Origin of the sequence: Xanthomonas sacchari (assembly GCF_024266585.1) — a bacterium.
GTDB classification, from domain to species: domain Bacteria; phylum Pseudomonadota; class Gammaproteobacteria; order Xanthomonadales; family Xanthomonadaceae; genus Xanthomonas_A; species Xanthomonas_A sacchari_C.
This window is the reverse complement of the sequence record NZ_CP100647.1, coordinates 71,957-87,364: the sequence shown is the minus strand read 5'-3', so window position 1 is coordinate 87,364 and position 15,408 is coordinate 71,957. Positions and strand designations below refer to the sequence as shown.

The 15,408-nt window shown below is 69.2% G+C and carries 15 protein-coding genes; 11 read left to right on the top strand and 4 right to left on the bottom strand.

The features are described from left to right. Positions 1-32: 32 nt before the first annotated feature. Positions 33-698, bottom strand: coding sequence for a response regulator transcription factor (locus NKJ47_RS00395; RefSeq protein WP_254459628.1), 666 nt, complete (start codon positions 696-698; stop codon positions 33-35). A 147-nt stretch (positions 699-845) separates the two neighbouring features. Beyond that, entirely contained in the window at positions 846-2,789 is a 1,944-nt protein-coding gene (gene acs / locus NKJ47_RS00390) for an acetate--CoA ligase (RefSeq protein ID WP_254459627.1), read from the bottom strand. Positions 2,790-3,004: 215 nt separating this feature from the next. Here acs and NKJ47_RS00385 point away from each other — a divergent pair, with 215 nt between their 5' ends. The 5 genes from NKJ47_RS00385 to NKJ47_RS00365 all read left to right on the top strand — a co-directional run bounded on the left by NKJ47_RS00385 (position 3,005) and on the right by NKJ47_RS00365 (position 8,948). Next, entirely contained in the window at positions 3,005-4,417 is a 1,413-nt protein-coding gene (locus NKJ47_RS00385; protein WP_254459626.1) for a DcaP family trimeric outer membrane transporter, read from the top strand. Positions 4,418-4,453: 36 nt separating this feature from the next. Continuing rightward, positions 4,454-4,771, top strand: coding sequence for a DUF485 domain-containing protein (locus tag NKJ47_RS00380; protein ID WP_254459625.1), 318 nt, complete (start codon positions 4,454-4,456; stop codon positions 4,769-4,771). Beyond that, positions 4,768-6,498 carry a cation acetate symporter gene (locus NKJ47_RS00375; protein WP_254459624.1) on the top strand — a complete coding sequence of 577 codons (1,731 nt, stop codon included), beginning with the start codon at positions 4,768-4,770 and terminating at the stop codon, positions 6,496-6,498. The genes NKJ47_RS00380 and NKJ47_RS00375 overlap by 4 nt, the downstream gene beginning before the upstream one ends. A 113-nt stretch (positions 6,499-6,611) precedes the next feature. Continuing rightward, positions 6,612-7,295: a pyrimidine 5'-nucleotidase gene (yjjG, locus tag NKJ47_RS00370; protein WP_254459623.1), complete on the top strand. Its 684-nt coding sequence runs from the start codon at positions 6,612-6,614 to the stop codon at positions 7,293-7,295. A gap of 216 nt (positions 7,296-7,511) precedes the next feature. Next, positions 7,512-8,948, top strand: a complete 1,437-nt coding sequence (locus tag NKJ47_RS00365) for a coniferyl aldehyde dehydrogenase (protein WP_254459622.1) — start codon at positions 7,512-7,514, stop codon at positions 8,946-8,948. Positions 8,949-8,966: 18 nt separating this feature from the next. On the opposite strand, the gene NKJ47_RS00360 is transcribed toward NKJ47_RS00365, so the two are convergent. After that, complete coding sequence (locus NKJ47_RS00360; protein WP_254459621.1) at positions 8,967-10,175, bottom strand: FkbM family methyltransferase; 1,209 nt, start codon at positions 10,173-10,175, stop codon at positions 8,967-8,969. Between the two features lie 432 nt (positions 10,176-10,607). Here NKJ47_RS00360 and xth point away from each other — a divergent pair, with 432 nt between their 5' ends. Further along, positions 10,608-11,384 carry an exodeoxyribonuclease III gene (gene xth, locus NKJ47_RS00355; RefSeq protein WP_254459620.1) on the top strand — a complete coding sequence of 259 codons (777 nt, stop codon included), beginning with the start codon at positions 10,608-10,610 and terminating at the stop codon, positions 11,382-11,384. Beyond that, positions 11,381-11,812: a GFA family protein gene (locus NKJ47_RS00350; RefSeq protein ID WP_254459619.1), complete on the top strand. Its 432-nt coding sequence runs from the start codon at positions 11,381-11,383 to the stop codon at positions 11,810-11,812. Before xth ends, NKJ47_RS00350 begins: the two co-directional genes overlap by 4 nt. A gap of 67 nt (positions 11,813-11,879) precedes the next feature. On the opposite strand, the gene NKJ47_RS00345 is transcribed toward NKJ47_RS00350, so the two are convergent. Then, positions 11,880-12,131, bottom strand: coding sequence for a GlsB/YeaQ/YmgE family stress response membrane protein (locus NKJ47_RS00345; protein WP_017908994.1), 252 nt, complete (start codon positions 12,129-12,131; stop codon positions 11,880-11,882). A 141-nt stretch (positions 12,132-12,272) separates the two neighbouring features. Between NKJ47_RS00345 and NKJ47_RS00340 the strand changes: the two genes are divergently transcribed. The 4 genes from NKJ47_RS00340 (at position 12,273) to NKJ47_RS00325 (ending at position 15,402) form a co-directional block, all read left to right on the top strand. Continuing rightward, positions 12,273-12,905: a 4'-phosphopantetheinyl transferase family protein gene (locus NKJ47_RS00340; protein ID WP_254461493.1), complete on the top strand. Its 633-nt coding sequence runs from the start codon at positions 12,273-12,275 to the stop codon at positions 12,903-12,905. Positions 12,906-12,952: 47 nt separating this feature from the next. Beyond that, entirely contained in the window at positions 12,953-13,594 is a 642-nt protein-coding gene (gene rsmG, locus NKJ47_RS00335; protein WP_254459618.1) for a 16S rRNA (guanine(527)-N(7))-methyltransferase RsmG, read from the top strand. 90 nt (positions 13,595-13,684) lie between these two features. Beyond that, positions 13,685-14,482 carry a ParA family protein gene (locus tag NKJ47_RS00330; RefSeq protein ID WP_254459617.1) on the top strand — a complete coding sequence of 266 codons (798 nt, stop codon included), beginning with the start codon at positions 13,685-13,687 and terminating at the stop codon, positions 14,480-14,482. After that, the gene (locus NKJ47_RS00325; protein WP_160946928.1) at positions 14,482-15,402 is read left to right on the top strand and encodes a ParB/RepB/Spo0J family partition protein; all 921 of its coding nucleotides are present in this window, start codon (positions 14,482-14,484) and stop codon (positions 15,400-15,402) included. Before NKJ47_RS00330 ends, NKJ47_RS00325 begins: the two co-directional genes overlap by 1 nt. The last annotated feature ends 6 nt before the right edge of the window (positions 15,403-15,408 follow it).

Below are 15,408 nucleotides of genomic sequence, written 5' to 3'. Positions count from 1 at the left end.
CGGCCCCGCCTGGCCGGGTACGCGCAGCCGGCTCAGTCCTCTTCCGGCGGCAGCACGATGGCGTCGCCGTCGATGGCCAGCTTGCCGGCCAGCAGCACCGCCTGGGTGCGGTTGGTGACGCCGAGCTTGCGCAGGATGGCGGTGACGTGGGCCTTGATGGTGGCTTCGGACACGCCCAGGTCGTAGGCGATCTGCTTGTTGAGGCTGCCGGCGCCGAGCATCTGTAGCACCCGGAACTGCTGCGGAGTCAGTTCGCGCAGGCGCTGCCCGACCTCGCGCTCGGCGCGGTCGGTGGGCGGCACGTTGTGCGCTTCCGGCGGCGCCCAGTGCTCGCCGTCCAGCACCGTGCTCAGGGCCAGGCCGATGGTGTCCGAGTCGGCCGATTTGGGAATGAAGCCGAACGCGCCGTGATCCAGCGCGCGCCGCATCACCGTCGGCTCCTCGCGCGCGGACACCACCACCACCGGCAACTGCGGATGCAGCGCGCGCATGTGCACCAGCGCGCTGAAGCCCTGCGCACCGGGCATATTGAGATCCATCAGCAGCAGATCCGCATCGGCGTGGCGATCGGCCAGCGCGTACAGCGCCTCGACGCTATCAGCCTCGTACAACTGCACCCCGGGCATCACCCGCTGCACCGCCCCGCGCAGCGCCTCGCGGAACAGGGGATGGTCGTCGGCGATCAGCAGGGTGGGCATTTGGAAGGCCGGGAGTGGGGAACCGGGAATGGGGAATGGCAACGGCAAAAGCAAAGCGTCGGGTGCCCGCGGGAATGAAGCGACCGGGGAATGGCTTTTCCCATTCCCCATTCTCGATTCCCCATTCCCGAACGAACGACGAGCGCGCTAGCGCGCGAGCCGTTCGTTGACCAACGAATCCACCACCGACGGATCGGCCAGGGTCGAGGTGTCGCCGAGCTGGTCGGGGGCGTTCTCGGCGATCTTGCGCAGGATGCGGCGCATGATCTTGCCCGAGCGGGTCTTGGGCAGGCCCGGCGCCCACTGCAGGTGGTCGGGGGCGGCGATCGGGCCGATCTCCTTGCGCACCCAGGCCACCAGTTCCTTGTGCAGGGCCTCGCTTGGCTGCTCGTCGGCCACCAGGGTCACGTAGGCGTAGATGCCCTGGCCCTTGATGTCGTGCGGGAAGCCGACCACCGCCGCTTCGGCGACCTTGGGGTGGGCCACCAGCGCGCTCTCCACCTCGGCGGTGCCGATGCGGTGGCCGGAGACGTTGATGACGTCGTCGACGCGGCCGGTGATCCAGTAATAGCCGTCGGCGTCGCGGCGGCAGCCGTCGCCGGTGAAGTAGCTGCCCGGATAGGTGCGGAAATAGGTGTCGATGAAGCGCTGGTGGTCGCCGTAGACGGTGCGCATCTGCCCCGGCCAGGAATCGCGCAGCACCAGGTTGCCCTCGGTGGCGCCTTCCAGGATCTCGCCGTCGGCGCTGACCAGCGCCGGCTGCACGCCGAAGAACGGCAGCGTCGCCGAGCCGGGCTTGAGGTCGATGGCGCCGGCCAGCGGGGTGATCAGGATGCCGCCGGTCTCGGTCTGCCACCAGGTGTCCACGATCGGGCAGCGGCCGTCGCCGACCACCTCGTAGTACCAGCGCCAGGCTTCGGGATTGATCGGCTCGCCGACGCTGCCGAGCAGGCGCAAACTGGTGCGCGCTGTCTTCTTCACCGGCGCCTCGCCCTCGCGCATCAGCGCGCGGATCGCGGTGGGGGCGGTGTAGAAGATCGTCACCTGGTGCTTGTCGATGACTTCCCAGAAGCGCGACACGCTCGGGTAGTTGGGCACGCCCTCGAACATCAGCGCGGTGGCGCCGTTGGCCAGCGGGCCGTAGACGATGTAGCTGTGGCCGGTGACCCAGCCGACGTCGGCGGTGCACCAGTAGATGTCGTCCTCGCGCAGGTCGAACACGGTCTCGTGGGTGTAGGCCGCGTACAGCAGGTAGCCGGCGGTGGTGTGCAGCACGCCCTTGGGCTTGCCGGTGGAGCCGGAGGTGTAGAGGATGAACAGCGGATCCTCGGCGTTCATGCGCTCGGGTTCGCATTCGGCCGGCTGGCTGTCGACCACGTCGTGGAACCAGCGGTCGCGCGGGGCCTGCATGTCCACCGCCCCGCCGGTGTGACGCACCACCAGCACGGTCTCCACGCTGGTGGTGCCGGGCAGCTTCAGCGCCGCGTCGACGTTGGCCTTGAGCGGGATCTTCTTGCCGCCGCGCAGGCCCTCGTCGGCGGTGATGATCAGCTTGCTGCCGCAGTCGATCACCCGGTCGGCGATCGAGTTGGGCGCGAAGCCGCCGAACACCACCGAGTGGATCGCGCCGATGCGCGCGCAGGCCAGCATCGCCACCGCCGCGTCGGGGATCATCGGCAGGTAGATGGTGACGCGGTCGCCCTTGCGCACGCCGAGCGCGCGCAGCGCGTTGCCGAGCCGGCACACGCGCTCGTACAGCTCGCGGTAGGTGACCCGGTAGGACGGCGCGTCCGGGCTGTCCGGCTCGAACAGCAGCGCGGTCTTGTCGCCGCGGGTGGCCAGTTGCCGGTCCAGGCAGTTGACGCTGGCGTTGAGTTCGCCGTCGTCGAACCAGCGGATGCGGAAGTCGTCCAGGGCGAAGCTGACGTCCTTGATGCGGGTCGGTTTCTTGAACCAGTCCAGGCGCTCGGCGACCTTTCCCCAGAATGCCTCCGGCTGTTCCACCGATGCCTTGTACTGGGTCTGGTACTGGGTCTTGTCGACCCGCGCACGGGCGGCGAACTGCGGATCGACGGGATAGAGATCGGCCATGGTTCCCTCTGCAATGAACGGGGCGCCGCATGCCGCGGCGCGTCAACGCGCAGTGTGCCGCATCCGGCGTTAAGCGCACACGCGTCGGGCCTTAGACGATGGTCGTAACTCAGCCGACGTTCGACTAATGGCCAATAGGCGCGGCCGCCGCGCTCACGCACGCTGGGCTACGGCCGTGCGCTTGCGTGCGGCCATCCATTATTCGGGAGGGAGTAATGAGCAACCGCATCGCATCCTTGGCGCGCCGCCCGCTGGCGGCCGCGCTCCTGGTGGCCCTGGTCGCGCCTGGCGCGGCCTTCGCCCAAGGCAAACCCTCGGCGCGCGAACAGGCGCTGGAGACCCGTGTGGCCGAGCTGGAGCGGCAGGTGCAGCAACTGCTGTCCGCGCAGCAACAGCAGCAGGGGCAGATCGCGCAGACCCAGACCGAGGTCGCCGCGGTCCGCTCGAGCCAGGCCGCGCCGCCGCCGGCACCCCCGGCGCCGCCGGCCGGCAAGGCGCCGATCCAGGTCACCACCATCACCCCGGGCGCGGCGCCCGGCACCACGTTCAAGGTCGGCGGCTTCATCAAGGCCGACTTCCTGGCCACCCGCACCGGCGACGGCCAGCTCGCCGACGACGCCACCGGCCGCGCGCTGTACCTGCCCGGGCAGACCCCGGTGGGCGGCGCCAAGTCCGGCACCGACTACAACGCCCACGCCAAGTTCTCGCGGATCAACTTCGGCGTGGACAGCGTCACCGAGGGCGGCAACAAGACCGGCGCGCTGGTGGAACTGGACTTCTTCGGCAACGCGCTGGGCACCCAGACCGCCACCAACACCTACGGCGCCACCCTGCGCCATGCCTACATGTACTGGAACCACTGGCTGGCCGGCCAGACCTGGTCCAACTTCATGGATCCGGCGGCGCTGCCGGAAGCGGCCGACTTCATCGGCCCCACCGACGGCGTGGTGTTCGTGCGCCAGGCGCAGCTGCGCTACACCAACGGCGGCTTCAGCATCGCCCTGGAAAACCCGGAAACCACCCTGTACACACGCAGCGCGGCCGGCGTGGTCAGCACCGCCAGTTCCGACCGCGGCGCCCTGCCGGACCTGACCGTGCGCTACGGCTGGAAGGGCGACTGGGGCAGCTTCGGCATCGCCGGCGTGGTCGGCCAGCAGAAGGTGGACAACCGCGCCACCGGCGCCGACGCCAGCAAGGCGTCCGGCGGCCTGACCCTGGGCGGCAAGTGGGTGGCCAGCGACAGCGACAGCCTGTTCTACCAACTCACCGGCGGCGAAGGCATCGGCCGCTACATCGGCCTGGGCATCGCCCAGAACGCGGTGTACGACGCCGCCGACCGCGACCTGGACACGGTCGGCGTGGTCGCCGGCTACGTCGGCTGGCGCCATGCGTTCTCGCCGAAGCTGCGCACCAACCTGATCTACGCGCGCAGCGACTACGACAACGACACCGCGCACACAGGCCTGGGCGTGACCAAGCGCGTGCAGAGCATCCGCGGCAACGTCTTCTACTCGCCGCTGCCCAAGGTCGATATCGGTGCCGAGCTGATGTACGGCAAGCGCGAGATCGAAAGCGGCGCCAAGGGCGACATCACCCGCCTGCAGTTCACCACCAAGTACAGCTTCTGATCCGCGCGCTGCGGCCACTTTTCCCGGAGGCACCACATGACCCTCTCCAACGAGGCGCTGATCGCCAAGATCGACGCCAATCCCAGGTACCACGCGCTCAAGCGCCAGCGCAACGTGCTGGGCTGGACGCTGACCATCCTGATGCTGCTGGCCTACTTCGGCTTCATCGGCCTGATCGCCTTCGACAAGGCGTTCCTGGCCCAGCCGATCGGCAGCGGCGTCACCACCATCGGCATCCCGATCGCGATCGGGGTGATGGTGTTCACCATCGCCATCACCGCCATCTACGTGCACCGCGCCAACACCGTCTACGACCAGCTGACCGCCGCCATCCTCGAGGACGCCCGCCAATGAGCAAGCACCTGCGCTTCCTTCTGCTGCTGCTGGCCGCGCTGCTGCCGGCCGGCGCGGCGCTGGCCGCCGGCGGCGACGTCGGCCAGACCGACAAGCAGCCGACCAACTGGGTGGCGATCTCGATGTTCGCCTTCTTCGTCGCCGGCACGTTGTGGATCACCAAGTGGGCGGCGAAGAAGACCCGCTCGGCGTCCGACTTCTACACCGCCGGCGGCGGCATCACCGGCTTCCAGAACGGCCTGGCGATCGCCGGCGACTACATGTCGGCGGCCTCGTTCCTGGGCATCACCGCCGCGGTGATGACCAATGGCTACGACGGCCTGATCTACGCGATCGGCTTCCTGGTCGGCTGGCCGATCCTGACCTTCCTGATGGCCGAGCGCCTGCGCAACCTCGGCAAGTACACCTTCGCCGACGTGGCCGGCTACCGCTTCGCGCCGACCGCGATCCGCAGCTTCGCCGCCTCCGGCACGCTGGTGGTGGTGCTGTTCTACCTGATCGCGCAGATGGTCGGCGCCGGTGCGCTGATCAAGCTGCTGTTCGGCCTGGACTACTGGGTGGCGGTGAGCCTGGTCGGCGTGCTGATGATGGTCTACGTGCTGTTCGGCGGCATGACCGCCACCACCTGGGTGCAGATCATCAAGGCGGTGCTGCTGCTGACCGGCGTGACCTTCATGGCCGTGGCGATCATGTGGCACTTCAACTTCAGCTTCGAGGCGCTGTTCGCCGAGGGCGTGCGGGTGAAGACCGCGGTGGCGGCCAACGGCGGCGCCTCGCCGGAAGAGGCGGCCAGTGCCGGCCTGTCGATCATGGGCCCGGGCGGCTTCGTCAAGGATCCGATCTCGGCGATCTCCTTCGGCATGGCGCTGATGTTCGGCACCGCCGGCCTGCCGCACATCCTGATGCGCTTCTTCACCGTCCCCGACGCCAAGCAGGCGCGCAAGTCGGTGCTGTGGGCCACCACCTGGATCGGCTACTTCTACATCCTGATCTTCATCATCGGCTTCGGCGCCATCGCCCTGGTGCTGACCAACCCGCAGTTCGCCGACGTCGCCACCGGCACCATCCACGGCGGCAAGGGCGCGGCCAACATGGCGGCGGTGCTGGTCGGCAACGCGGTCGGCGGCAACGTGTTCATGGGCTTCATCTCCGCGGTGGCCTTCGCCACCATCCTGGCGGTGGTCGCCGGCCTGACCCTGTCCGGCGCCTCGGCGGTGTCCCACGACCTGTACGCCACGGTGCTGAAGAAGGGCAATCCGGCTCCCGGCTCGGAGCTGAAGGTGTCGCGCGTCACCACCATCGCGCTGGGCATCATCGCGGTGCTGCTGGGCATCGTGTTCGAGAAGCAGAACGTGGCCTTCATGGTGTCGCTGGCCTTCGCCATCGCCGCCTCGGCCAACTTCCCGGTGCTGATCCTGTCGCTGCTGTGGAAGGACTGCACCACCCGCGGCGCGGTGATCGGCGGCTTCCTGGGCCTGATCTCCTCGCTGGTGCTGACCGTGCTGTCGCCGTCGGTGTGGGTGGACACGCTGGGCAACCCGACCGGTTCGGCGCCGTTCCCGTACACCTCGCCGGCGCTGTTCTCGGTGACCATCGGCTTCGTCGGCATCTGGCTGTTCTCGGTGCTGGACCGCAGCGCGCAGGCCGCCAAGGAACGCGCCGCGTTCAAGGCGCAGCAGATCCGCGCCGAGACCGGCCTGGGCGCCTCGCGCGGGTCGGCGCACTGAGCGCGCGCGCCTAGCGGGCCGCGGCCATCGCCGCACGCGACGCCGGCCTCGTGCCGGCGTCGTCGTGTCTGCAGGCGCTACCATGGCGGGCCATCGCTGCACCGGCTGCCCGCATGCGCTACCGCTGGATCCTGTTCGACGCCGACGACACCCTGTTCCACTTCGACGCCTTCGCCGGCCTGCAGCGCATGTTCGCCGGCTACGGCGTGCCGTTCGGCGAAGCGGAGTACGCCGCCTACACCGCCTGCAACCGGCCGCTGTGGGTGCAGTACCAGAACGGCGCGATCACCGCGCTGCAGCTGCAGCAGCGCCGTTTCGCCGACTGGGCGCAGCGGCTGCAGACCGAGCCGGAAACCTTGAACGCGGCGTTCCTGGCGGCGATGGCCGAACTGTGCGCGCCGCTGGACGGGGCGGTGGACCTGCTCGATGCGTTGCGCGGACGCGCGCGGCTTGGCCTGGTCACCAACGGCTTCGGCGCGCTGCAGAATGCGCGCCTGCAGCGCACCGGCCTGCACGACCGCTTCGAGGTGATCGTCATTTCCGAGCTGGTGGGCGTGGCCAAGCCGCACCCGGCGATCTTCGCGCACGCGCTGGCGCAGCTGGGCGACCCGCCGCCGGCGCAGGTGCTGATGGTCGGCGACAACCCGCATGCGGACATCGCCGGCGGCCTGGCCGCGGGCCTGCACACCTGCTGGTTCAATGCGCACGGCGCCGCCGCGCCGGAGGGCATCGTGCCGCACCACGAAGTCGCCTCGCTGGCGCAGCTGCAGGCGTGGTTGCTGGAAGAGCCTGCGTAGCCGTGCGGATGGGCGTGAGCGCCCGGGTTCACCGGGACGGGACTGAAGTCCCTCCCACAAGGAGCGCGTCAGCATTGCCGCGGACTGAAGGTTCCACCTGTGGGAGGGACTTCAGTCCCGACGCGACCCACTGTGAGACCCAGGGGTCGCGGCCGCGCGCTGCCGACCCGCGACCTGCGCGCACGCCAGCCGCGACCGGCATCGTATAGTGCGCCCATGCCGCCCTCCGCAGCCGACGCCGCCCTCGCCGACACGCCGCTGGCCGCCCTGCCAGTCACCCTGCAGCGCCTGCGCGCGGCCTGGCAATCGGCCAAGCCGGAGCGGGCGCAACGCCGCGAGGACCTGCTGCGGCTGCGCGCGGCGCTGAAGCGGCGGCTGCCGGAGATGGCCGATGCCATCGCCGCCGATTTCGGCCACCGCTCGCGCCACGAATCGCTGCTCGCCGACGGCATGACCGTGCTCGGCGAGATCGATCACCTGCTGCGCCACCTTGCGCGCTGGATGCGCCCGCAGCGGGTCGGCGCCGGCTGGCGGCTGTGGCCGGCGCGCGCGGAAGTACGGCCGGTGCCGGTCGGCGTGGTCGGGGTGATCGCGCCCTGGAACTACCCGGTCAACCTGGCGCTGATCCCGCTGGCCACCGCCATCGCCGCCGGCAACCACGTCTACCTGAAACCCTCCGAGCACACCCCGCGCAGCGCGCAGTTCCTGCAGTCGCTGTTGGCCGAGGTGTTCCCGCCGCAGCGGGTGGCGGTGGCGCTGGGCGGTGCCGAAGTGGCGTCGGCGTTCGCCGCGCTGCCGCTGGACCACCTGGTGTTCACCGGCTCCACCGCGGTCGGGCGCAAGGTGATGGCCGCCGCCGCGGCCAACCTGACCCCGCTGACCCTGGAACTGGGCGGCAAGTCGCCGGCCATCGTCTGCGCCGACTACCCGCTGGAGCAGGCCGCCGCGCGCCTGGCCACCGGCAAGTGGTTCAACGCCGGGCAGACCTGCATCGCCCCGGACTACGTCCTGGTCGACGCCGGCCGCGAGGCGGCGCTGGTGCAGGCGCTGCGCGCGCAGGTGCTGGCGCGTTACGGCGATTTCGCCAGCGCCGAGGACTACACCCGCATCGTCAACGACGGCCAGTACCGGCGCCTGCGCGGCTATCTGGACGATGCGCGGGCGCGCGGCCTGGAAGTGATCGAACTGGCCACGGTGGAGCGCGAACGCGCCGAGCGCGAGCGGCTGATCGTGCCCACGGTGGTGCTGCAGCCGGGCGATGACGCGCTGTTGATGCAGGAGGAGATCTTCGGCCCGATTTTGCCGGTGCGCAGCTACCGCTCGCTGGATGCGGCCATCGCCGAGATCAACAGCCGCGACCGGCCGCTGGCGCTGTATCCCTTCAGCCACGACCGCGCGCGGATCGAGGCCATCCTGCATGCGACCGTTGCCGGCGGCGTCACCGTCAACGACAGCCTGCTGCACTTCGCCGCCAACGCGCTGCCGTTCGGCGGCATCGGCCCCAGCGGCATGGGCGCCTACCATGGCCGCGCCGGCTTCGATGCCTTCAGCAAGGCCCTGCCGATCCTGTGGCAGGCCCGCCGCGCCGGCAGCGACCTGCTCAAGCCGCCGTACGCGCGGATCGCCTGGCTGCTGGATTTGCTGATGCGCTGACCGGCCAGTGCGAGCGCGTCACGTCACCTCCACATCGAACTTGGCCGGGGTGAAGCCTCGTTCCTCGAACCAGCACACCCCTTCCTGCACAAAGGTGAGCACAAGGCGATAAGTACCTTCTTCATTGGGTGGAGCGATGTGCATCAGGTGTTCGGAGATTCGTCCTGGCACAATGCAAGAATCGGCGAGCCGACTGCGGATGCCGTCATAAACGACCATTTCGTTCTCCGCCGTACACCAGTGGTAACAAAGGAACACCGGATTATCGCCTTCGCTATACCAAGTCTCGGGACCGTCGTTAACAACCTGCACTTTGATCTCGACGGTTGTGGAGGCGACGATTTGCGGCATAGAGCCGACGAGTGCAATGCTGCCCGTCGGTTGGGTGATGGGGGCAGCGCGCCTGCGGCTGACAAGCTCGGCTGTTCGTTTAGCCTCTGTCGCCAGAACTTCCAGCTTGACGCCGACGCTCGGGTCGAAGGCGCCGACGATATTGGGGAAGCGCTGCTTGACCACGTGTTCGTGCATCACTCGATATGCGTCCTCTGGCGAGTGAAGATCGACGATCTCGCGGTTGTCCGCATCCACGGCATATAGATGCGGGAATACGTTACGCATAAAATCAAGAAAGTCGGGAACGGTGATTCTCTGCAGGACGTCGAGGCAGAAGTGGTTCATTTCCATCACTACTGTCGGTCGCCGCGTCGCCAGAAACGACAAGCCACCTCGAATGACGTTCATTTCGAAGCCCTCCACGTCGATCTTCAGAAAGTTTGGCGAGGGGTCCTTGGTGGCGAAGAAGTGATCCAGTTGATCGATACGGATCTCTTCAGTGACGTGTCCGTCCTTGGGGCGGATCTTGTCGCTGACATAACCACCCGAGCGGTTCGTCGCGGCAAAGGTGATCGCGAGCGTCTCCTGCTTCATTCCGAGGCCGAGATTGAACGCTTCAATGTTTCCGCACTGATTACGAGCCAGGTTCTCCCTTAGGATGCGATAGGTGGACGGGGTGGGTTCGAACGCGTAGGTCTTCCTGGCCAGGCCTGAGAACAACAGCGCCGTCAGGCCGATGTTGGCGCCGATGTCAGCAACCACATCATCCGCTTCAACCAAGGTGCGAAACAGTTGCACCATATGCGGTTCGAATTCATCGCCCATGTTGGTCAGATAGTCGTCGTCTGACGAAACCTTATAGATTTCTTGGTCAATCTTGATTGTCTTAAGCATGCGTTCCTTCAACAGCTTTGGGTTCGGTGTCCAGAGGGTGAGCAAACAGGATTGGCAAGATCGGCAGGTGTTGTCGCATGCCGAGGGCCGGAGGTAGAGCACGGAACATGCAGCCTCGGCCGTTAGGCGGCTTCATCAGTTCTGAAGTATTCGCGGCGCCCCCCGGCCGCCGCATTGCGAGCCGCCTCGGGGCGGTCGCATGGACATCGTTCACTAGATTGACGTCGGATTGTGCAGATTGCAACGGGGGGAGAGACTTCTCGGCGTAGTCGAATTTGTAGGATGCTCGCAGCGCAAATGGGGACCCATCGGGCGCGGTATGCCAGAATCCACGGTGAGCCAGCTAGCGTTTGCGAGGTCCTAGATGCGCTAGTGCCGCCAAGCGCCGTGGCCTGAAATAATTGTGATGAAGACCGAGGAGCGGGACCACCCTTGAAAATCGCCAGCTGGAACGTCAACTCGCTCAACGTGCGCCTGCCGCACCTGCAACAGTGGCTGGCCGCGTTCGCGCCGGACGTGGTCGGGATCCAGGAGACCAAGCTGGAGGACCACAAGTTTCCCGACGCGGCGCTGGCCGAGGCCGGCTACCGCAGCGTGTTCGCCGGGCAGAAGACCTACAACGGTGTGGCGATCCTGTCGCGCACGCCGGTCAGCGACGTGCAGATCGGCGTGCCGGGCCTGGAGGACGAGCAGAAGCGCGCCATCGCCGCCACCGTCGGCGACCTGCGCATCGTCAATCTGTACGTGGTCAACGGCCAGGACGTGGGCACCGACAAGTACGCCTACAAGCTGCGCTGGCTGGAGGCGGTGCACGCCTGGCTGGCCGACGAGCTGCAGCGGCATCCGCGGCTGGTGGTGCTGGGCGACTTCAACATCGCCCCGGACGCGCGCGACGTGCACGATCCGCTGGTGTGGAGCGACAACCACATCCTCACTTCCACCGCCGAGCGCGGCGCTCTGCACAAGCTGCTCGCGCTGGGCCTGCACGACGGCTTCCGCCTGCACCATGCCGACGGCGGCCTGTTCAGCTGGTGGGATTACCGTCAGGCCGGCTTCCGCCGCGACCTGGGCCTGCGCATCGACCTGACCCTGGTCTCCGACGCGCTGAAGCCGCACACCCGCGGCGCCGGCATCGACCGCGAGCCGCGCACCTGGGACCGCCCCAGCGACCATGCGCCGGCCTGGGTCGAACTGGAACCGACGGCATGAACGAGCGTCAGGTGCGCCGTTGCATCGACAAGGTCGGCGACACCGTGATCGCGCCGCTGCATCGGCTCAGCTGCCACTGCGGCGCGGTGCAGATCGACCTGGAGCTGCCGCACGGCATCGTCGACCCGCGCCGCTGCAACTGCTCGCTGTGCCGACGCCGCGGCGCCATCGTCGCCTCGGTGCCGCTGGCCGCCCTGCACCTGCGCCAGGGCGAGCAGGCGCTGCGCCTGTACCAGTTCCACACCCACACCGCGCAGCATTACTTCTGCGGCACCTGCGGGATCTACACCCATCATCGGCGCCGCTCCGATCCCAGCCTGTACGGCTACAACGTCGGCTGCCTGGAGGGCGTGGACCCGTACGCGCTGGCCATCGCGGTGCCGGTCGAGGATGGCGTGCGGCATCCCGCCGACCGCACTGCGCCGTGAGCAGCCGGCCCGTAAACGCAAAACGCCCGGCGAACCGGGCGTTTGCGCAAGCGGCGGGGGCGGCGCGTCAGCGCGCGCGACCGCGGGTGAACAGGTTGACGATCGCCAGCAGGATGATCGCGCCGATCAGCGAATACAGGAACGTCCACAGGGTGATCGCCTGGTTGATGCCGCCGCCGAACAGCCAACCGGCGATCAGCGCGCCGACGATGCCGACCACGATGTTCAGGATGATGCCCTGCTGTGCGTCACGGCGCATGATGATGCTGGCCAGCCAGCCCACGATGCCGCCGACGATCAACCAGATAATGATGCCCATGCGTCAGACTCCTCGGTTCGGCCCGCACCAGGAGCGGTGGGGTGCGCGCCATTTAAGGAGCGTTGCCGTGAAGCGACCGTATAGCACCGGCCCTGCGCCGCAGCGGCCATTGTGCTTTGTGGACGCGGCGTGAGCACACCGATGCCGCCCGTGGCCGCCGCCGCTGCCGCCGAGGCGCCGGACTGGCGGCTGGGCCCGGTGGCGCTGTGGCTGCGCCCGCATCCGCCGCGCACCTCCGGCGAGGCCCAGGCGCGGCACCTGCTGGCTGGCGAACTGGCCATGCCGGCGGCGACGTTGCCGCTGCGCCGCGATGCGCGCGGCCGGCCCGGCCTGCACGCGCCGCTGGCGCACCTGGACATCGGCTGGAGCCACAGCGGCGACTACCTGCTGGTGGCGGTCGCCGCGCAGGCGCGGCTGGGCGTGGACATCGAGCGCCAGCGGCCGCGGCCGCGCCTGCTGGAGCTGGCGCAGCGCTTCTTCCATCCGGACGAGGTCGCGCTGCTGGCCGCGCTGCCGGCACCGGCGCGCGAGGCGCTGTTCTTCCGCCTGTGGTGCGCCAAGGAGGCGCTGCTCAAGGCGCACGGTCACGGCATCGCTTTCGGCCTGCACCGGCTGCGCTTCGCCGAGGACGCAGCCGGCGTGCTGCGCCTGGCCTGGTGCGACCCGGGGCTGGGCGCGACCGAGGCCTGGCACCTGCACGAGTGGGAGGCCGCCCCCGGTTATCGGGCCGCCCTGGCCTGGCGCGCGGATGCGCCTGTCGAGGACACGCCCTGACGCGGACGCGCGGTTCGGGCGCCGGCGGCACCTGCGATAATCCGCCGATGACCGATGCCTCTCTCCCCGATTCCGTCCGCGCCGCGCTCGAGCAGGGCCTGCACGCACAAGGCCTGGACGCCGCGGCGCTGGCGCCGCCCCTGCTGGCCTACCTGGCGCTGCTGACGCGCTGGAACCGCACCTACAACCTGACCGCGATCCGCGACCCGCACGAGATGGTGACCCGCCATCTGCTGGATTCGCTGGCGATGCAGCCGTTCGCCCGCGAGGGCGCGCTGGCCGACCTGGGCACCGGCCCGGGGCTGCCCGGCATCCCGCTGGCGATCGCGCGGCCGCAGCTGCGGGTGACCCTGGTCGAAAGCAACGGCAAGAAGGCGCGCTTCCTGCGCGAGGCGGTGCGCCAGCTGCGCCTGGACAACGCGCGGGTGGCCGAGTCGCGCGCCGAGGCGCTGGACGAGGCCGGCGCCTACGATCTGCTGACCGCGCGCGCGCTGGACACCCTGGCCGGCATCGTCGCCGTCGGCGGCCACCTGCTGCGCCCGGGCGGGCGCCTGCTGGCGATGAAGGGCGTGCGCCCGGACGAGGAGATCGCCGCGCTGCCGCCGGGCTGGGTGGCGCCGACGGTACACCCGCTGCAGGTCCCCGGCCTGGGCGCCGACCGCCACCTGGTGGTGGTCGAGCGCGGTTGAGCGGCGGCCACGGCCGGCCCCGATTTCCGCCTCGGGGGGCTGTGACCGCATAATGCCCGGCCCCACCCCCATCGCCGACGAGGCTCCCGCATGGCCCGCATCATCGCCATCGCCAACCAGAAGGGCGGCGTCGGCAAGACCACCACCGCGGTCAACCTGGCCGCGGCGCTGGCGCGCCAGTCGCAGCGCGTGCTGCTGGTGGACCTGGACTCGCAGGGCAATGCGACGATGGGCAGCGGCATCGACAAGCGCGAACTGGCCGCCTCCACCTGCGACGTGCTACTTGGCGAAAGCAGCGCCGAACAGATCCGGGTGACCGCGCCGGAAGGCTTCGACCTGCTGCCCGGCAACATCGATCTCACCGCCGCCGAGATCCAGCTGATGGACCAGCCGGCGCGCGAGCAGCGGCTGAAGACCGCGCTGGCGCCGCTGCGCGAGGCCTACGATTTCATCCTGATCGACTGCCCGCCGGCGCTGTCGCTGCTGACCCTGAACGCGCTGACCGCCGCCGACTCGGTGATCGTGCCGATGCAGTGCGAGTACTACGCGCTGGAGGGGCTGACCGCGCTGCTGGAGACCATCGAGGCGCTGCGCGCCGAGCTGAACCCGGCGTTGGAGATCGAAGGCGTGCTGCGGACCATGTTCGACGTGCGCAACAACCTGGCCAACGCGGTGTCGGCGGAGCTGACCAACCACTTCGGCGACAAGGTGTTCCGCACCATCGTGCCGCGCAACGTGCGCCTGGCCGAGGCGCCCAGCCATGGCCAGAGCATCGTCGGCTACGACCGCACCTCGCGCGGCGGCGTCGCCTACCTCGGACTGGCCGGCGAGATCGTGCGCCGCCGCAACGAACGCAATCGGCCGATGCCGGCCATGGAGACGTACTGATGAGTGCCAAGCCCCCCGCCCTCGGAGCGAAGAAGCGCGGCCTCGGCCGTGGCCTGGAAGCGCTGCTGGGGCCGAAGGGCGCGGCCGCGCCCGTCCCCACCGCCGAGCTGCAGCCGGGCGAGAGCCTGCGCCGCCTGCCGGTCGGACAGTTGCAGCCGGGCAAGTACCAGCCGCGCCAGGAGATGGACGAGGCCAAGCTGCAGGAGCTGGCCGAGTCGATCAAGGCGCAGGGCGTGATCCAGCCGATCGTCGCCCGCGAACTGGCGCCGGGCAGCTTCGAGATCGTCGCCGGCGAACGCCGCTGGCGCGCCTCGCAGCTGGCCGGCCTCAGCGAAGTGCCGGTGGTGGTGCGCGAGCTGGACGACCGCACCGTCATCGCCATGGCGCTGATCGAGAACATCCAGCGCGAGGACCTCAACCCGCTGGAAGAGGCGCAGGCGCTGCAGCGGCTGATCGACGAGTTCTCGCTGACCCACGCCGAGGCCGCCGAGGCGGTGGGCCGCTCGCGCGCCTCGGTGTCCAACCTGCTGCGCCTGCTGGAGCTGCCGCCGGCGATCCGCGCGCTGCTGGAAGCGCGGCGCCTGGAAATGGGCCATGCGCGCGCGCTGCTGACGTTGTCGCCGGAGCTGGCCAGCCGCCTGGCCTCCGACGCCGCCGACCAGGGCTGGTCGGTGCGCGAGGTCGAGCACCGTGCGCAGCAGTTCGCCGCCGGCAAGGTGCCGAGCAACCGCAAGGCCAAGCCGGCGCGCACCGCGCCGCAGGCCGACATCGCCTCGCTGGAGACCGAACTGTCCGAGTCCCTGGGGACCAAGGTGTCCATCGCCCACGGCCGCGGCGGCAAGGGCAAGCTGGTGATCCACTACACCGACCTGGACACGCTGGACGGCGTGCTCGAGAAACTGCGCCCGCGGCAGGCCTGAGCGCCG

What these genes read in the sequence shown, in the direction of transcription:
- NKJ47_RS00395 (WP_254459628.1), bottom strand. Translation starts at nt 698, where the DNA reads ATGCCCACCCTGCTGATCGCCGACGACCATCCCCTGTTCCGCGAGGCG.
- acs (WP_254459627.1), bottom strand. Translation starts at nt 2,789, where the DNA reads ATGGCCGATCTCTATCCCGTCGATCCGCAGTTCGCCGCCCGTGCGCGG.
- NKJ47_RS00385 (WP_254459626.1), top strand. Translation starts at nt 3,005, where the DNA reads ATGAGCAACCGCATCGCATCCTTGGCGCGCCGCCCGCTGGCGGCCGCG.
- NKJ47_RS00380 (WP_254459625.1), top strand. Translation starts at nt 4,454, where the DNA reads ATGACCCTCTCCAACGAGGCGCTGATCGCCAAGATCGACGCCAATCCC.
- NKJ47_RS00375 (WP_254459624.1), top strand. Translation starts at nt 4,768, where the DNA reads ATGAGCAAGCACCTGCGCTTCCTTCTGCTGCTGCTGGCCGCGCTGCTG.
- yjjG (WP_254459623.1), top strand. Translation starts at nt 6,612, where the DNA reads ATGCGCTACCGCTGGATCCTGTTCGACGCCGACGACACCCTGTTCCAC.
- NKJ47_RS00365 (WP_254459622.1), top strand. Translation starts at nt 7,512, where the DNA reads ATGCCGCCCTCCGCAGCCGACGCCGCCCTCGCCGACACGCCGCTGGCC.
- NKJ47_RS00360 (WP_254459621.1), bottom strand. Translation starts at nt 10,175, where the DNA reads ATGCTTAAGACAATCAAGATTGACCAAGAAATCTATAAGGTTTCGTCA.
- NKJ47_RS00350 (WP_254459619.1), top strand. Translation starts at nt 11,381, where the DNA reads ATGAACGAGCGTCAGGTGCGCCGTTGCATCGACAAGGTCGGCGACACC.
- NKJ47_RS00345 (WP_017908994.1), bottom strand. Translation starts at nt 12,131, where the DNA reads ATGGGCATCATTATCTGGTTGATCGTCGGCGGCATCGTGGGCTGGCTG.
- NKJ47_RS00340 (WP_254461493.1), top strand. Translation starts at nt 12,273, where the DNA reads ATGCCGCCCGTGGCCGCCGCCGCTGCCGCCGAGGCGCCGGACTGGCGG.
- rsmG (WP_254459618.1), top strand. Translation starts at nt 12,953, where the DNA reads ATGACCGATGCCTCTCTCCCCGATTCCGTCCGCGCCGCGCTCGAGCAG.
- NKJ47_RS00330 (WP_254459617.1), top strand. Translation starts at nt 13,685, where the DNA reads ATGGCCCGCATCATCGCCATCGCCAACCAGAAGGGCGGCGTCGGCAAG.
- NKJ47_RS00325 (WP_160946928.1), top strand. Translation starts at nt 14,482, where the DNA reads ATGAGTGCCAAGCCCCCCGCCCTCGGAGCGAAGAAGCGCGGCCTCGGC.